Raw genomic sequence first — 15825 nt, 5'->3', positions numbered from 1 at the left:
AGGTTGTCCATCTTACCTTTAGCCATTCCAAGACAAAGCATGGCTTGGGGATTAGAATGTCGCGCATTCTCTTTTGGTGACAGCGATATGACTGATCAGCGCAAAGGCAGCGATGCCGAACCCACCACTCACTTCGGCTTCAAAAACGTTCCGGAAAGCCAGAAAGCGGAAAAAGTCGCTGAAGTTTTCCACTCGGTAGCCGCCAAGTACGACCTGATGAACGACCTTCTGTCGGGCGGCATGCACCGTCTGTGGAAGCGTTTTGCGATCGAACTGTCGGGCGTGCGCAGCGGTAACCGCGTACTCGACATCGCCGGCGGCACCGGTGACCTGACCAAAAAATTCTCGCATCTGGTCGGTCCTACCGGTCAGGTTGTGCTGGCCGACATCAACGAATCGATGCTCAAGGTTGGCCGTGACCGCCTGCTCGATCTGGGTGTCGCCGGCAACGTCGAATTCGTGCAGGCGGACGCCGAAAAACTGCCGTTCCCGGACAACCATTTCGACTGCGTGACCATCGCTTTCGGCCTGCGCAACGTGACGCATAAAGAAGACGCCCTGCGTTCGATGCTGCGCGTGCTCAAGCCTGGCGGTCGTCTGCTGGTGCTGGAATTCTCCAAGCCGACCAACGCGCTGATGTCGAAAGCCTACGACGCTTACTCGTTCGCCTTCATGCCGCTGATGGGCAAGCTGATCACCAACGACTCGGAAAGCTATCGCTACCTGGCCGAATCGATCCGCATGCACCCGAATCAGGAAACCCTGAAGTCGATGATGGTTGATGCCGGTTTCGACCGCGTGACCTATCACAACATGACCGCAGGCATCGTCGCCCTGCACCGTGGCATCAAGCCCTGATGTTGCTCACCGGGCTGCTCGCCAGCGTTGAACTCGGCCTCAACCGGGTGTTGCGTCTCGACAGCACGGCGCTGCCGCGGCTGGCGCACATGACCGGCAAGGTGATTGCCGTCGACTGCCGCAGCCCGGCGCTGCAACTGTTCATCCTGCCGAGCGACGAAGGTTTGATGCTGGCCTCGCACTGGGAAACCGGCGTCGACTGCACCCTGCGTGCGCCGGCCTCGAGCCTGATCAAACTGGCCGTGAGCAAAGACAAGACCGCGGTGCTGCACGCCCCGGAAGTCGAGCTCGATGGCGACAGTGGCGTGCTGCTGGAGCTGGCCGGTGTGCTGCAAGACCTGGAGCTGGACTGGGAGTACGAACTCTCGCGCTGGCTCGGCCCGGTCGCCACGCAACTGGTCGGTGGCCATCTGCGCAGCCGCTCGCGCTGGTATCAACAAGGATTTGCCAGCCTTAACCAGAATCTCGCCGAATACCTCGCCGAAGAATCGCGCACCCTCGTCGGGCAACGCGAAGCCGAAGCGCGGTTCAGCGAACTGGACCGGATCAAACTTGATCTGGAACGCCTCGAGGCGCGTTTCGAGCGCCTTTCCCGATCCCTCGACCCAAGCGATAACGCATGAAGCTGCTCGCCGTCCGCCGTCTGCTGCGCATCCAGTCTGTCGTGATCCGCTACCGCCTCGATGACCTGCTGTTCGATCTGCCGCTGCCCTGGTTTCTCCTGGCGCTGCGCTATGTGCTGCCGTGGCGCTGGTTCCCGCGCAAGCCGCTGGACCTGAGCCGCGGTGCGCGTTTGCGTCTGGCGCTGCAGGATCTCGGGCCGATCTTCATCAAGTTCGGGCAGATTCTCTCGACCCGCCGCGACCTGCTGCCGGAAGACATCGCCGATGAGCTGATGCTGTTGCAGGACCGCGTGCCGCCGTTCGATTCGCAGCTGTCGATCAAGTTGATCGAAGAACAGCTCGGCAAAAAGATCAGCGACGTGTTCAGCCGCTTTGACGTCGAACCGCTGGCTTCGGCCTCGGTGGCGCAGGTGCATGCCGCGCAACTGAAAACCGGCGAAGAAGTGGTGGTCAAGGTAATTCGTCCGGGCCTGAAGCCGATCATCGCCCAGGATCTGGCGTGGCTGTTCATCCTCGCCCGCGCCGCTGAAAAACTCTCGGCCGACGCGCGCCTGCTGCACCCGGTCGACGTGGTCCAGGACTACGAAAAAACCATCTACGACGAACTCGATCTGCTGCGCGAGGCGGCCAACGCCAGCCAATTGAAGCGCAACTTCGAAGGTTCGCCGCTGCTGTATGTACCGCAAGTCTATTGGGACTGGTGCCGGCCGAAAGTGCTGGTGATGGAGCGCATCTACGGCATTCAGGTCACCGATCTGGCGACCCTCGCCGACCAGCGCACCGACATGAAAATGCTTGCCGAACGCGGTGTGGAGATTTTCTTCACCCAAGTGTTCCGCGACAGTTTCTTCCACGCCGACATGCACCCGGGCAACATCTTCGTCAGCACCGTCAATCCGTGGAGCCCGCAGTACATCGCGATCGACTGCGGCATCGTCGGCAGCCTGACCCCGGAAGACCAGGACTATCTGGCGCGCAATCTGTTCGCCTTCTTCAAGCGTGACTACCGGCGTGTGGCGCAGTTGCACATCGACTCGGGCTGGGTGCCGGCGGAAACCAAGCTCAACGAATTCGAAGCGGCGATCCGTACCGTGTGCGAACCGATCTTCGAAAAACCGTTAAAAGATATTTCATTTGGCCAGGTGCTGATGCGTCTGTTCCAGACTGCGCGGCGCTTCAACATGGAAGTGCAGCCGCAACTTGTGCTGCTGCAAAAGACCCTGCTGAACATCGAAGGCCTCGGCCGTCAGCTGTACCCGGATCTGGATCTGTGGAACACCGCGCAGCCGTTCCTGGAGCGCTGGATGCGCGAGCGCGTCAGCCCGAAAGCCTTGCTCGGCAACGTGCAGAGCCAGTTCGAACAACTGCCGCACCTGGCCAACATGGCTCGCGATCTGCTCGAACGCATGTCCCAGCCGCACGCCTACGACCCGCCACCACCGTGGCACAAACGCAAGGATGACTGGTTCCTGCGCCTGCTCGGTTGCGCGCATCTGGCCGGCGGGGTGATCCTCGCCATCGGTGGCCCATTGCACGAATTGGGGCATTGGCCGGCCGGAATCATGGTGGCCGTGGGCTTGTATCTGGTCGTTCGCCGATAGCACGAATCATCTGCAAGTTATAAGCTGCGAGCTGCAAGCCTGACGATACTGGAACACCGCAATCTGCTTTTACTTGCAGCTTGAAGCTCAAAGCTTGTAGCTGCGTTTCGGGAATTGAAGATGAAAAACTGGCTGGACGAGATCAAATGGGACGCTGATGGCCTGGTGCCGGCGATTGCCCAGGATCACAAGACCGGACGCGTGCTGATGATGGCCTGGATGAACCGCGAAGCGCTCGAACTGACCGCTGCGGAAAACCGTGCAATCTACTGGTCACGTTCCCGTGGCAAGCTGTGGCGCAAAGGCGAAGAGTCCGGCCATGTGCAGACGCTGCATGAGATGCGTCTGGACTGTGACGCCGACGTGATCATCCTGATGGTTGAACAGATCGGCGACATCGCTTGCCATACCGGCCGTAAAAGCTGCTTTTACCGTGTCTTCGAGAACGACGACTGGAAGACCGTCGACCCGGTTCTGAAAGACCCGCACGCTATCTATTCCGCAGGACACAAACATGAGTGACACCCTGACCCGCCTCGCTCAGGTACTTGAAGAGCGCAAAGGCGCAGCCGCCGACAGCTCCTATGTGGCCAGTCTGTACCACAAGGGTTTGAACAAGATTCTGGAGAAAGTCGGCGAAGAGTCGGTCGAAACCATTATTGCCGCCAAGGACGCCGCGATCAGCGGCGACTGCAGCGACGTGATCTACGAGACCGCCGATCTGTGGTTCCACAGCATGGTCATGCTCGCCCAACTGGGGCAGCATCCGCAGGCCGTGCTGGATGAACTGGATCGTCGCTTCGGCCTGTCCGGACACGTCGAGAAAGCCTCGCGTCCGTCCGCCTGAACAACTTTTAGAGAGGAACAGCAACATGGGCATTTTTGACTGGAAACACTGGATCGTCATTCTGGTTGTCGTGGTGCTGGTGTTCGGCACCAAGAAACTGAAAAACCTCGGCACCGACGTTGGCGAATCGATCAAGGGCTTCCGTAAAGCCATGAACGACGACGAGAAGCCTGCCGCTGATCCAACCGTGACGCCTGCGCAGCCGGTGCCACCGGTGCAGCCGCAAGCCACCGCTCAGGCCAACCCGCCGCACACCATCGACGTGCAGGCGCAGAAAGTCGAAGAGCCGATCCGCAAAGACGTGTGAGCACTGACTAATGTTTGGTATCAGCTTCTCTGAACTGCTGCTCGTCGGCCTCGTTGCCCTGCTGGTGCTGGGTCCCGAGCGCTTGCCGGGCGCTGCGCGCACCGCCGGCCTGTGGGTCGGGCGGCTGAAGCGCAGCTTCAACGCGATCAAACAGGAAGTTGAACGTGAAATCGGTGCCGACGAGATCCGTCGGCAACTGCACAACGAGCATATTCTGTCGCTGGAGCAGGAAGCGCGGAAGATTTTCAGCCCTGTTCAGCAAGAGTCGACGCCGGTTGAGCATGTGGGTCAGCAGACGATTCATGCGCCGACCGCGCCTGTTACGCCAGCACCGGCACCCGCTGCCGTTGTAGCGCCGACTGAATCTGTGCCTGAAACTGCAGAGCCTTCGGTTGAACACGTAGCCCCAACCGCCGCGCCGATTACACCCGCGCCTCACGACCCTACTCTGCCGCCGCGAGCCCCATGAGCGATCTCCCCGAAAACGACCAGCACATGCCGCTGGTTTCGCACCTCACCGAGTTGCGCACCCGCCTGCTACGTTGTGTGGCGGCGATCTTCATCATCTTCGCCGGGCTGTTCGCCTTCACCCAGCAGATCTACACCTTCGTCTCGACGCCGCTGCGCCAATACCTGCCGGTCGGCGCGACGATGATCGCCACCGACGTGTCGTCGCCGTTCCTGACGCCGCTGAAGCTGACGATGATGGTCTCGCTGTTCCTCGCGATCCCGGTGATCCTGCATCAGATCTGGGGCTTCATCGCGCCGGGCCTGTACAAGCATGAGAAGCGCATCGCGGTGCCATTGCTGGTGTCGAGCATCCTGCTGTTCTACACCGGCATGGCGTTCGCCTATTACTTCGTGTTCCCGCTGATCTTCAAATTCTTCGCTGCGGCCACCCCGGCCGGCGTGGAAATGATGACCGACATCGCCAGTTACCTCGATTTCGTCATGACGCTGTTCTTCGCCTTCGGCGTGGCGTTCGAGATTCCGGTGGCCGTGGTGCTGCTGGTGTGGATCGGCGTGGTCGACGTCAAATACCTGAAGAAAATCCGCCCGTACGTGATCATCGGCTGCTTCGTGGTCGGCATGATCCTGACGCCACCGGACATCTTCTCGCAGACCCTGCTGGCCGTGCCGATGTGGATGCTGTTCGAAATCGGCATCCTGTTCGGTGGCCTGATCAGCAAGCGCGAGCGCCCGGACGAGAACCCGGCCGACGACCACAACGACCAGCCGCCAGCGACCCAGGCATGAACCTGCTGTTGCTCGAAGAGGCCGACTTCATTGCGGCCGACCGTGTAGTGCTGCGTGATCGGCGCTTGACGCACATGCAGGAAGTTCACCGTTCGGAAGTCGGTGACAGCCTGCGCGTCGGGCGCATCAACGGGCTGATGGGTTCGGCTGAGTTGCTGCGACTGGAAACAGGCGAAGCTGAGCTGCGCGTCACTCTCGATCAGCCGCCCCCAGCCAAGCTGCCGTTGACTCTCGTGCTGGCGCTGCCGCGGCCGAAAATGCTCCGCCGAGTGTTTCAGACCGTGGCGACCATGGGCGTGTCCAAGGTGATTCTGGTCAACAGCTATCGGGTCGAAAAAAGCTTCTGGCAGACACCGTTTCTTGAGCCTGAGGCGATTCGCGAAAACTTGATCCTCGGCCTCGAACAAGCCCGCGATACCGTGCTGCCGGAGATCATCATCGAGAAGCGCTTCAAGCCGTTTGTTGAGGATCGGCTGCCGGCGATTACCGACGGCACCCTCGGTTTGGTCGGCCATCCAGGTAACTATCCACCGTGCCCACGCGCGCTCAGCGAACCCGTGACGCTGGCCATCGGCCCTGAAGGCGGCTGGATTCCCTACGAAATCGATCTGCTGGCCAAGTCCGGCCTGCAACCGGTGCAACTGGGCGAACGCATCCTGCGCGTCGAAACCGCCGTCACCGCCCTGCTCGCCCGCCTCTTCTAACCAAACACCGCTCCCCTGTAGGAGCTGCCGCAGGCTGCGATCTTTTGATGTTGTTTTTAGAAGCAAGATCAAAAGATCGCAGCCTTCGGCAGCTCCTACATTTGCACCGTGCGGGGCCGGCGGATAAATGGTGTTACAGATTGCCATCATTCGGCCGATACCCTCCCCATAAGTCCAATTAGTGGTCGGGGAGTCGTCGCATGTACCGTTGGTTAGCCGAGAATCTTGGAAACGTCAGCGTCAAACGCAAGCTGGGAATCGGTTTCGGCCTGGTGCTGTTGCTGACACTGTTGATCACCTTCACCGGCTGGACCGGCATGAGCGGCATTATCAGCCGTGGTGACAAGCTCGGTTTTATCTCCAGCCTCAATGAGCTGACCAAGGACCTGCGCCTCGCGCGTCTGGACTACGAAGCACGCCGTGGCGAACAAGGCCCGGGCGCGGTCACCGATCTGCTCAACAAACTCGAGAGCGGCCTGCAAACCGCTCGCAGCCTGATTGAACAGCCGTCCGACGCGGCGATGGTCGATCAACAACTGGCCGCCGTTGCCGAATACAAACGCGCATTTGCCGACATGACCCAAGCCACCGTGCAACGCGAAGACGCCCGCAGCAAGCTCGGCGCCAGCGCCGACAATGCCGTGGCGAAAGTCGCCGAAGTGGAAAAGTCCATGCTGGCGGGTGACAGCGTCGCGCAATTCAACAGCGTGATCGAGCTGAGCAAACTGCTGCAGCAAGCCCGCTACCAAGTACGCGGCTACACCTACAGCGGCAAGGCCGAAGCCGAGCAACCGGCGCTCGACGCCATCGACAACGCCCTGAAAAACCTCGACAGCCTGCCGGCAAAACTACCGGAACAGCACATCGCCAACCTGCAACAGGCTACCGCCTCGATCAAAGCCTATCGTGCGGCCGTTGCGCAGTTCCGCGACTCGCAGGTCAACAATGCCAAGGCCGCCGCGCGCATGTCGACGCAGGGCGACATCCTCATCGACGTCAGCAAGAAACTCACTGAATCGCAAACCATCGTGCGCGACACCGACGCCGCTCACGCCAAGAACATGCTGATCATCGCCACTCTACTGGCCGTGGCGTTCGGTCTGCTCGCCGCTTGGGCGATCACTCGCCAGATCATCATCCCGCTGAACCAGACCTTGAAAGTCGCCGAGCGCGTTGCCGCCGGCGACCTGACCCACAATCTGGTGTCCTTGCGCCGCGACGAACTCGGCCAGTTGCAGCGTTCGATGCAGAGCATGACCCAAGGCCTGCGTGAACTGGTCGGCGGGATCAGCGACGGCGTCACCCAGATCGCCAGCGCCGCCGAAGAACTCTCCGCCGTGACCGAGCAGACCAGCGCCGGGGTCAACAATCAGAAAATCGAGACCGATCAGGTCGCCACCGCCATGAACGAAATGGCCGCCACCGTGCAGGAAGTCGCGCGCAACGCCGAGGAAGCGTCTGAAGCTGCCGTGGCTGCCGACCAACAAGCCCGCGAAGGCGACAAAGTCGTCGGCGAAGCCATCGCGCAGATCGAGCGTCTGGCGCTTGAAGTCGGCCACTCCACCGAGGCCATGGGCGAACTGAAGCGCGAAAGCGACAAGATCGGCAGCGTCCTCGACGTGATCAAATCCGTGGCCCAGCAAACCAACCTGCTGGCCCTCAACGCGGCCATCGAGGCTGCGCGTGCCGGTGAAGCCGGACGCGGCTTCGCCGTGGTGGCCGATGAAGTACGCAGCCTCGCGCAGCGCACGCAGAAGTCCACCGAAGAGATCGAAGAGCTGATCGTCGGCCTGCAGAACGGCACCCAGCAAGTGGCGACGATCATGGACAACAGCCGCACCCTCACCGACAGCAGCGTTGAGCTGACCCGTCGCGCGGGCGGTTCGCTGGAAAGCATCACCCGCACCGTGTCGGCGATCCAGGCGATGAACCAGCAAATTGCGGCAGCGGCCGAGCAACAGAGCGCGGTGGCTGAAGAGATCAACCGTAGCGTGCTGAATGTGCGGGATGTGTCGGATCAGACATCGGCGGCGAGTGAAGAGACCGCGGCGTCCAGCGTTGAGCTGGCGCGGTTGGGGACGCACTTGCAGATGCTGGTGGGGCGATTCAAGGTTTGAGGTGATCCATCCACCTCGGCTCGCTGTGAACCGAGGTGATGCTATCGCTGGCAAGCCAGCTCCCACAGTGAATGGGTTGAACACAAACTTTGTGATCGACTACAAATCCTGTGGGAGCTGGCTTGCCAGCGATGGCGTCCGAGGGGACGCCGCAGTTACAAGACCTGACGCAGAAAGGCCTGTGCACGCGGATCCTTCGGAGCATCAAAGAACTCTGCCGGCGCAGCATCTTCCAGCAATTTGCCGTGATCGAAGAACAACACCCGATCCGCCACTTCCCGAGCAAAGCCCATCTCGTGCGTCACGCAGACCATGGTCATGCCTTCCACGGCCAGGTTTTTCATCACGTCCAACACCTCACCGACCATCTCAGGGTCAAGCGCCGAAGTCGGCTCATCGAACAACATCACCTTCGGCTCCATCGCCAGCGCCCGGGCAATCGCCACGCGCTGTTGCTGACCGCCGGACAGGCGTGACGGAAACTCGTTGGCCTTCTGTGCGATGCCAACCTTCTGCAGTAACTCCATCGCCTTGGCTTCGCGCTCTTTCTTGCCGCGCTTGCGCACGACTTTCTGCGCCAGACAGAGGTTTTCCAGCACGGTCATGTGCGGGAACAGGTTGAAATGCTGGAACACCATGCCGACTTCGCGGCGGTAGGCGTTGACGTCGGTTTTCGGGTCGGCCAGTTGCAGGCCGTCGATACTCACCGAACCAGAGTCGAATTCTTCCAGACCATTGAGGCAGCGCAGGAAGGTCGACTTGCCGGAACCGGACGGCCCGATGACCACCAGCACTTCGCCTTTGGCGACCGTGGTGCTGACGTTATCCACCGCGCGCACCACTTGCCCACGGGTGTCGAAGACTTTTACCAGATCGCGGACTTCAATCACTTTGCGCGAGCCTCCGCTCAAGCCGGCTGGCGATTTTCGACAGCGGCAGGTTGATCAACAGGTACAGGCCGGCGACGCAGAACAGAATCTCGAACGGCGAGAACGACGTGGTGATGACTTCACGGCCGCTTTTCAGCAGCTCGGTGATGGCGATCACCGACACCAGCGAGGTGTCCTTGACCAGACTGATGAACTGCCCGGCCAGCGGCGGCAGCACGCGTTTCAGCGCCTGCGGCAGTACCACATGGCGCATCGATTGACCGGCACTCAGACCAAGCGAGCGCGCCGCTTCGTTCTGGCCACGGGCAATCGATTGCACTCCGGAGCGGATGATCTCGGCCACGTAGGCGCCAGTGAACAGCGACAGTGCGGCGATCCCGGCGAATTCGCGGGACAGGTTCATCACTGTGCCGATGAAGAAGTAGAAAATGAAGATCTGTACCAGCAGCGGCGTGCCGCGTACCAGTTCGACGTAAATGGTCGAGAGGTCGCGCAAGGTCGGGTTGTTCGACAGACGGCACAGGCCAGTGACCAGACCGATCAACAACCCGAGAATCCCGGACACCACCGACAGCCAAAGCGTCGTCCACAGCCCCCACAACAGCGGGCCTGCTGCCCAATGGCGAGTGACGCCCACGACGTCGCCTTCAGCGACATCGTCGCCCTGAGCGAATTGCAGGCTGTTTTCGTCGACGGTCAGGTGCTGCTCGTCACCGGCGTCATTGCGCAGAGTGACTTGCGCGCTGCTGCCCTTGCGCACGAGTTCAGTGACGGTGGAAATGTCAGTGGCGCGCTGGGTTTCTTCAGCCTGATAGGCGAAGTACTGCGGCACGCGGTTCCAGCGCCATTCGTAGGACATCAGCGACGTCGCGTAATACAACGCGCCGGCCAGGCCGACCAGCACCAGCACGGTGAGGACGTGCCAGGGCCATTGGGCTTTTTTCTGTTTCATTGCAGGTTCCGGATTTTGTGTTGCGCTGGATGGCCCCTTCGCGAGCAAGCTCGCTCCCACAGAGGAACGCATTCCAATGTGGGAGCGAGCTTGCTCGCGAATGAGGCGACTCGGTCTATCTGACCGGGCTTATTCCATGTCCTTGATCCACTCGGTGCTCTTGAACCACTTGTCATGGATGCGATCGTAGGTGCCGTCTTCGTGGATCTGGTGCAGGAAGTTGTTGATGAAGTTGAGGCTGTCGTAGTCACCCTTCTTCAGACCAAACGCCAATGGCTCGTAGGTGAATGGCTTGTCGAGGAACACCAGTTTGCCGGCCCCGACCTTGGTCACCGCAACGACGTTGTACGGCGCGTCGTAGATAAAGGCGTCAGCCTTGCCGTTGACCACGTCGAGCACGGCTTCCTGCTCGTTGTCGTAGCCGTGGTACTTGGCTTTGGAGATGAGCTTCTTGGCGACCATTTCGCCGGTGGTGCCGAGCTTGGAGGTGATGCGGTAGTCGGCGGTGTTCAGGTCTTTGTACGACTTGATGGTGCTTTCCAGCTCCTTGCGGATCAGCAGGGTCTGGCCGACCACGATGAACGGTTCGCTGAAGTTCAGGCGCAGGTTGCGTTCCTGGGTCAGGGTCATGCCGCTGCCGATCATGTCGAACTTGTCGGTCATCAGTGCCGGGATGATGCCGTCGTAACCGGTGGAAACCAGTTCCAGCTTGACGCCCATGGCCTTGGACATGGCTTTGAGAATGTCGACTTCGAAACCGATGATTTCGCCGCGCTTGTTGGTCATTTCAAACGGCATGTAGGTCGGATCCATACCGACTTTCAACGTGCCGCGCTTGACCGCGTCATCGATTGCGCCAGCCTGCGCCGCATTGACTGCAACCAGTGCCGTGACGCCGACCAGCAGCATCGACAGATACTTCTTCATCTTCAAGCCCCCAAAACCATTGCGTGTGCGGCGCGAAAACCAACAGTGACGGGCAAAAAAGCCCGGGTGCGCCAATTCGGGGACGGATGCTAACGCACTCGTTTTTTTGCACAAGGTTTAATGGACGATTTGTTTAACAATCAAGAGCTACCCCCTCACCCCAGCCCTCTCCCCCAAGGGGGCGAGGGGGAAAGGGAGCAGATCGGGGAATATTCAAAACTTGAGTTCGACTCGATATCTCAGGTCGGTGTAACTCGAACATCCAACTCGGTCAGTCCCCTCTCCCTCTGGGAGAGGGCTAGGGTGAGGGGCTTTTCGGCGCCATAAAAAAACCCCGCTGAATCAGCGGGGTTTTCTCATCAGGCCGGTTGCGCCTGCAAGCTCACCGGTCGCAGCGGCAGCAACGGCGCATGGGGATCAGCTTTCACCGACGCCCGCCAGGCATCCAGCCACTCGGCGTGACCTTCGGCCCAAACCTGCTCGTGCAGACGCGCCAAGGCAACAGGGTCGCTCAGCAGTTGCAGACGATCATGGTTGTTCAGCCCGGCCGGGCCAACCTTGAGCGCGTGACGCACACGCTCCTGACGCAGCCACTCGATCGGCTCGGCCTGACCGTGACGCGAGGTCGCCAGCGAGCACGCCAAAGCGTTCTGCTGTGGATCGACCACCGCACGGACAAAGCCGTCGTTGAGGGCGTGGTAACGATTTTCGTGGGTGTACTGATCGGTCGCCAACAGCGCCTGTGGCGGATTGTATTCCTCAGGGATCAGGAACAGGCTCTCGTCACGGGACTTCAGGCCCAGACCAACGCGGCTGGAGATCACCGACACCGGGATCGACAGCATCAGCGAACCGACGATAGGCACCAGCCACCAGAGGAAGCTCGGGTTCAGCCAGATCACCAGCAGCGCCCAGCAGAAACCCAGCAAGGTCTGCGGACCGTGGCGTTTGACCGCTTCGCTCCAAGGCGTCGAGTCGTCGTCACGCTGCGGCGAATTCCAGGTCGCGGCCCAGCCGAGGAACGCGGCGAGGACGAAACGGGTGTGGAAAATCATCCGCACCGGCGCCAGCAGCATGGAGAACAACATCTCCAGCAGCATCGACAGGGTCACCTTGAACTTGCCGCCGAACTCTTTCGCACCCTTGGCCCAGATCAGGATGATGCTCAACAGTTTCGGCAGGAACAGCAGCACGATGGTCGTCGAGAACAGCGCGATCGCCTTGTCCGGGTGCCACTGTGGCCACAACGGATAGAGCTGACGCGGTTCGAGGAAGTACTGGGGCTCCATCAATGTGTTCACCGCGAGCAGCGCGGTCGACAACACCAGGAAGAAGAACCACAACGGCGCCGACAGGTACGACATCACGCCGGTCAGGAACACCGCGCGATGCACCGGGTGCATGCCTTTGACCAGGAACAGGCGGAAGTTCATCAGGTTGCCGTGGCACCAGCGACGGTCACGCTTGAGTTCGTCGAGCAGGTTGGGCGGCAACTCTTCGTAGCTGCCCGGCAGATCGTAGGCAATCCACACGCCCCAACCGGCACGGCGCATCAGCGCGGCTTCAACGAAGTCGTGAGACAGAATCGCCCCCGAGAACGCGCCTTTACCCGGCAACGGCGCCAAAGCGCAGTGGTCGATAAACGGCTTCATCCGGATGATCGCGTTGTGACCCCAGTAGTGGGATTCACCCAACTGCCAGAAGTGCAGACCGGCGGTAAACAACGGGCCGTATACGCGGGTCGCAAACTGCTGCATGCGCGCATACAGGGTGTCCATGCCCGACGCACGCGGCGCGGTCTGGATGATCCCGGCGTCCGGCGTGGCTTCCATCAAGCGCACCAGACTGGTCAGGCACTCGCCGCTCATCACCGAGTCGGCGTCGAGCACGACCATGTACTTGTAGTCACCGCCCCAACGACGGCAGAAGTCGTCGAGGTTGCCGCTCTTGCGTTTCACACGACGGCGGCGACGGCGATAGAAGATCTTGCCGAAACCTTTGGCTTCGCGGCAAACGTCTAGCCAGGCCTGTTGCTCGGCGACACAGATATCGGTGTCGTTACTGTCGCTGAGGACGAAGAAGTCGAAGCGATCGAGATCACCGGTGGCAGCGACCGACTCGAACGTCGCGCGCAGACCGGCGAACACGCGCGGTACGTCTTCGTTGCAGATCGGCATGACCAACGCGGTACGCGCGTCTTTGGCAATCGGCTCGTTGCCGGCGCTTTTGCCGGAGATACGGTATTTATCGTGACCGGTGAGCAACTCGAGGAAGCCCATCAGCGCGGTCCAGAAGCCGGCCGACACCCAGCAGAACAGAATCCCGAACAGAATCAGGATGCTGGTTTGCAGCGCATACGGCAGCACTTGCGTGGCGGTTTGCAGCAGCGGTTGATGCAGAACCTCGTCGAGGTCGACGAACGACCAGCCCTGGTACGGCATGATGCCTTTCATGTACCAGCCGGCGACGATGGTCTGGCCGAGCATCAGCAGCAACAGAATGTAGCGACGGATCGAACCGACGGTGCGCCAGCGCGCGGCCGGCAGGACGTTTTCGTCCTTCGGCGGCTGCGGCGGGTTGGTGCGACCGGTCATCCGGCGCCAGCCACGCACCAGAATATTGGTACGCCATGGCTCCGGCACGACTTTGGTCCGACGGATCGGCGGGGTCGCTTTCAGGCTGACCCGACCGCTGGCGTCGAGCACCAGCATTTCCGCTTCTTCCAACTGTTCGGCAGTGCTCAGGATCAAGCGCTTGCCGACCGAAGCCTGGGCGGCCTCGGCAGGAGCGTCGAACGTTGAAGACGACAGGCGTTCATGCAGCTCGCTGAACGACTGGCAGCCTGCGAGTTCCGCGCGCTGCTCGTCGGTCATCGGCAGATGCGCCAGATACTCGGACAGAGTCTCTGGCTGTACTTGAGAGTTACTCATCGGCAGGCAACTGATAGCTCCAGGTCTCGGTCAGGACTTCTTCAGTCGGTGCCGATTCCGGTGTGGCTGGGGCCGCGTCCGCAGCAACTGGCTGCTTGGCGTCTTTGTTGGCCTTGTCCTTGGCATCTGCGGCTGGCTTGGCGTCGGCCTGTTTGGCTTCGGCGGCCTTGGCTTCCTTGTCGATCTTCTCTTGTTGCTTGGCGGCAACCTTGTCGGCCTTGGCAACGGACGAGTTGGACGCCGGCACCGATTTCGCCAGATCAGCGGTCACGACTGGCTGAACCAGAGCGGCACGCATCTCGGTCGACTTGCTCGCGTCCTTGATTTTCATCCGCAGGGTCAAGCGCCAGCCTTTGGTTTCCGGGTTGTAGCGCACGCTGTTCTCAACCAGTTCGGCGTTGTCGCCGACACTGACCTGACTGCGCACGTCGGCATCCGGGGTCAGCGCGGCCAGCGATGGACCTTCGAAGTCGACCAGGTAGGCAACGCTGCCATCTGGCTGACGGATCAGGTTCGATTGCTTGACGTCACCGGTCGAACGCAGGGTCTGGGAAACCCAGGCGCTGTCCGGCGCGTGAATCGCCGCTTCGTCCATGGTCCAGTGCATGCGGTAAGCGAAGTCCAGCGGCTGGCCCGGCTCCGGCATTTTTTCCGGGCTCCAGAACGCAACGATGTTGTCGTTGGTTTCGTCGGCGGTCGGAATCTCTACCAGATCAACGGTGCCTTTGCCCCACTCGCCCTTCGGTTCGATCCAGGCGCTAGGGCGCTTGTCGTAGCGGTCGTCGAGGTCTTCGTAGTGGCTGAAGTCGCGGCCACGTTGCAGCAGACCGAAACCACGCGGGTTCTCGACGCTGAAGTTGCTCACGGCCAGGTGTTTCGGGTTGTTCAGTGGGCGCCAGATCCACTCGCCGTTGCCGGCATGGATCGACAGACCGCTGGAGTCGTGCAGTTCACGACGGTAGTTGAGGACTTTCGACGGCTGGTTGGCGCCGAACAGGAACATGCTGGTCAGCGGTGCGATGCCCAGTTTGCCGACCTTGTCACGCAGGAACATCTGCGCCTTGACGTCGACAATGGTGTCGCTGCCCGGACGCAGAATCAGACGGTAGGCACCCGTAGCGCGCGGGGAGTCCAGCAGGGCGAAGATCACCAGGTGCTTGTCGCCCGGCTTCGGCTGTTGAATCCAGAACTCGCGGAAACGCGGGAATTCCTCACCCGACGGCAGCGCGGTATCAATCGCCAGACCACGCGCCGAGAGGCCGTAGGTGTGGCCCTTGCCGACAACGCGGAAGTAACTCGCGCCGAGCATGGTCATGATTTCGTCTTGCTTGTCGGCCTTGTTGATCGGGTACAGCACACGGAAACCGGCATAACCCAGTTGTTCGGTGGCTTTCGGATCGAATTTCAGGTCGCCGAAATCGAAGCGCGTCGGATCGTATTTGATCTCTTCGACGGTGTTCGCTGTGATTTCGTTGATTTTCACCGGTGTATCGAAATGCATACCCTGGTGATAGAAGGACAGTTTGAACGGGGTCTTCTGATCAGCCCACTCAGCCTTTTCGGTGAGGAAGCGGATTTTCTGATAGTCCGCGAATTTCATGTCGCGGAATTCGTTCGGCAGGTTGCTGCGCGGGGCTTCGAACTTCTGCCCGGCCAGCTCTTTGGCCTTGGCCGATACATCGTCAAGATTGAACGCCCAAAGCTGACCGGCGCTGAGCAGGCACAGGAGCGCCGAACCCGCTACCAGGGCACTTCGCATGCGTTTGGCAGACATTTTTGCTGCATTACAGGGACTAACAATCACGAGCAACC

General features: G+C 60.7%; 15 protein-coding genes and 1 pseudogene. 11 read left to right on the top strand and 5 right to left on the bottom strand.

Annotated features, from left to right (window positions below):
* Positions 1 to 87: 87 nt before the first annotated feature.
* The 11 genes and pseudogenes from ubiE (at position 88) to RMV17_RS30050 (ending at position 8314) form a co-directional block, all read left to right on the top strand.
* Positions 88 to 858 carry a bifunctional demethylmenaquinone methyltransferase/2-methoxy-6-polyprenyl-1,4-benzoquinol methylase UbiE gene (gene ubiE / locus RMV17_RS01790; protein ID WP_008080626.1) on the top strand — a complete coding sequence of 257 codons (771 nt, stop codon included), beginning with the start codon at positions 88 to 90 and terminating at the stop codon, positions 856 to 858.
* Positions 858 to 1481, top strand: coding sequence for an SCP2 domain-containing protein (locus RMV17_RS01785; protein ID WP_311885118.1), 624 nt, complete (start codon positions 858 to 860; stop codon positions 1479 to 1481). The genes ubiE and RMV17_RS01785 overlap by 1 nt, the downstream gene beginning before the upstream one ends.
* Complete coding sequence (gene ubiB / locus RMV17_RS01780) at positions 1478 to 3082, top strand: ubiquinone biosynthesis regulatory protein kinase UbiB (protein ID WP_038360035.1); 1605 nt, start codon at positions 1478 to 1480, stop codon at positions 3080 to 3082. The genes RMV17_RS01785 and ubiB overlap by 4 nt, the downstream gene beginning before the upstream one ends.
* 120 nt (positions 3083 to 3202) lie before the next feature.
* Complete coding sequence (hisI, locus tag RMV17_RS01775; protein ID WP_311885114.1) at positions 3203 to 3604, top strand: phosphoribosyl-AMP cyclohydrolase; 402 nt, start codon at positions 3203 to 3205, stop codon at positions 3602 to 3604.
* Positions 3597 to 3929, top strand: a complete 333-nt coding sequence (locus RMV17_RS01770) for a phosphoribosyl-ATP diphosphatase (protein ID WP_003220849.1) — start codon at positions 3597 to 3599, stop codon at positions 3927 to 3929. The genes hisI and RMV17_RS01770 overlap by 8 nt, the downstream gene beginning before the upstream one ends.
* Before the next feature lie 25 nt (positions 3930 to 3954).
* Positions 3955 to 4236 carry a twin-arginine translocase TatA/TatE family subunit gene (locus RMV17_RS01765; protein ID WP_003220847.1) on the top strand — a complete coding sequence of 94 codons (282 nt, stop codon included), beginning with the start codon at positions 3955 to 3957 and terminating at the stop codon, positions 4234 to 4236.
* Positions 4237 to 4246: 10 nt separating this feature from the next.
* Complete coding sequence (gene tatB, locus RMV17_RS01760; RefSeq protein WP_080762001.1) at positions 4247 to 4705, top strand: Sec-independent protein translocase protein TatB; 459 nt, start codon at positions 4247 to 4249, stop codon at positions 4703 to 4705.
* Positions 4702 to 5493 (top strand): twin-arginine translocase subunit TatC, encoded by a 792-nt coding sequence (tatC, locus tag RMV17_RS01755; protein WP_016984605.1) that lies wholly within the window; start codon positions 4702 to 4704, stop codon positions 5491 to 5493. The genes tatB and tatC overlap by 4 nt, the downstream gene beginning before the upstream one ends.
* The gene (locus RMV17_RS01750) at positions 5490 to 6197 is read left to right on the top strand and encodes a 16S rRNA (uracil(1498)-N(3))-methyltransferase (RefSeq protein WP_034152976.1); all 708 of its coding nucleotides are present in this window, start codon (positions 5490 to 5492) and stop codon (positions 6195 to 6197) included. The genes tatC and RMV17_RS01750 overlap by 4 nt, the downstream gene beginning before the upstream one ends.
* A gap of 200 nt (positions 6198 to 6397) precedes the next feature.
* Positions 6398 to 7411: pseudogene (locus tag RMV17_RS30055) on the top strand (methyl-accepting chemotaxis protein); the annotation flags it as partial.
* Between the two features lie 30 nt (positions 7412 to 7441).
* Complete coding sequence (locus tag RMV17_RS30050; protein ID WP_371042266.1) at positions 7442 to 8314, top strand: methyl-accepting chemotaxis protein; 873 nt, start codon at positions 7442 to 7444, stop codon at positions 8312 to 8314.
* Positions 8315 to 8469: 155 nt separating this feature from the next.
* On the opposite strand, the gene RMV17_RS01740 is transcribed toward RMV17_RS30050, so the two are convergent.
* From RMV17_RS01740 to RMV17_RS01720, 5 genes are all read right to left on the bottom strand, one after another.
* On the bottom strand, positions 8470 to 9204 hold the full coding sequence (locus tag RMV17_RS01740; protein WP_095120739.1) for an amino acid ABC transporter ATP-binding protein: 735 nt from the start codon (positions 9202 to 9204) through the stop codon (positions 8470 to 8472).
* Positions 9197 to 10156, bottom strand: coding sequence for an amino acid ABC transporter permease (locus RMV17_RS01735; RefSeq protein ID WP_034152979.1), 960 nt, complete (start codon positions 10154 to 10156; stop codon positions 9197 to 9199). The genes RMV17_RS01740 and RMV17_RS01735 overlap by 8 nt, the downstream gene beginning before the upstream one ends.
* 129 nt (positions 10157 to 10285) lie before the next feature.
* The gene (locus RMV17_RS01730; RefSeq protein WP_311885103.1) at positions 10286 to 11083 is read right to left on the bottom strand and encodes a transporter substrate-binding domain-containing protein; all 798 of its coding nucleotides are present in this window, start codon (positions 11081 to 11083) and stop codon (positions 10286 to 10288) included.
* Between the two features lie 359 nt (positions 11084 to 11442).
* On the bottom strand, positions 11443 to 14013 hold the full coding sequence (gene mdoH, locus RMV17_RS01725; RefSeq protein WP_034152981.1) for a glucans biosynthesis glucosyltransferase MdoH: 2571 nt from the start codon (positions 14011 to 14013) through the stop codon (positions 11443 to 11445).
* The gene (locus RMV17_RS01720) at positions 14006 to 15787 is read right to left on the bottom strand and encodes a glucan biosynthesis protein G (RefSeq protein ID WP_174244426.1); all 1782 of its coding nucleotides are present in this window, start codon (positions 15785 to 15787) and stop codon (positions 14006 to 14008) included. The genes mdoH and RMV17_RS01720 overlap by 8 nt, the downstream gene beginning before the upstream one ends.
* Positions 15788 to 15825: the final 38 nt, after the last annotated feature.

This window comes from Pseudomonas sp. VD-NE ins, assembly GCF_031882575.1.
In the GTDB taxonomy this organism is placed as follows: Bacteria; Pseudomonadota; Gammaproteobacteria; order Pseudomonadales; family Pseudomonadaceae; genus Aquipseudomonas; species Aquipseudomonas fluorescens_BZ.
This window is presented reverse-complemented; position numbering and strand designations above follow the sequence as displayed.

Bases quoted from the DNA above. Each gene is read 5' to 3' on its own strand.
- tatB (WP_080762001.1), top strand. From the start codon at position 4,247: ATGTTTGGTATCAGCTTCTCTGAACTGCTGCTCGTCGGCCTCGTTGCC.
- RMV17_RS01770 (WP_003220849.1), top strand. From the start codon at position 3,597: ATGAGTGACACCCTGACCCGCCTCGCTCAGGTACTTGAAGAGCGCAAA.
- ubiB (WP_038360035.1), top strand. From the start codon at position 1,478: ATGAAGCTGCTCGCCGTCCGCCGTCTGCTGCGCATCCAGTCTGTCGTG.
- mdoH (WP_034152981.1), bottom strand. From the start codon at position 14,013: ATGAGTAACTCTCAAGTACAGCCAGAGACTCTGTCCGAGTATCTGGCG.
- hisI (WP_311885114.1), top strand. From the start codon at position 3,203: ATGAAAAACTGGCTGGACGAGATCAAATGGGACGCTGATGGCCTGGTG.
- RMV17_RS30050 (WP_371042266.1), top strand. From the start codon at position 7,442: ATGCAGAGCATGACCCAAGGCCTGCGTGAACTGGTCGGCGGGATCAGC.
- RMV17_RS01730 (WP_311885103.1), bottom strand. From the start codon at position 11,083: ATGAAGAAGTATCTGTCGATGCTGCTGGTCGGCGTCACGGCACTGGTT.
- RMV17_RS01785 (WP_311885118.1), top strand. From the start codon at position 858: ATGTTGCTCACCGGGCTGCTCGCCAGCGTTGAACTCGGCCTCAACCGG.
- tatC (WP_016984605.1), top strand. From the start codon at position 4,702: ATGAGCGATCTCCCCGAAAACGACCAGCACATGCCGCTGGTTTCGCAC.
- ubiE (WP_008080626.1), top strand. From the start codon at position 88: ATGACTGATCAGCGCAAAGGCAGCGATGCCGAACCCACCACTCACTTC.
- RMV17_RS01765 (WP_003220847.1), top strand. From the start codon at position 3,955: ATGGGCATTTTTGACTGGAAACACTGGATCGTCATTCTGGTTGTCGTG.
- RMV17_RS01750 (WP_034152976.1), top strand. From the start codon at position 5,490: ATGAACCTGCTGTTGCTCGAAGAGGCCGACTTCATTGCGGCCGACCGT.
- RMV17_RS01735 (WP_034152979.1), bottom strand. From the start codon at position 10,156: ATGAAACAGAAAAAAGCCCAATGGCCCTGGCACGTCCTCACCGTGCTG.
- RMV17_RS01720 (WP_174244426.1), bottom strand. From the start codon at position 15,787: ATGTCTGCCAAACGCATGCGAAGTGCCCTGGTAGCGGGTTCGGCGCTC.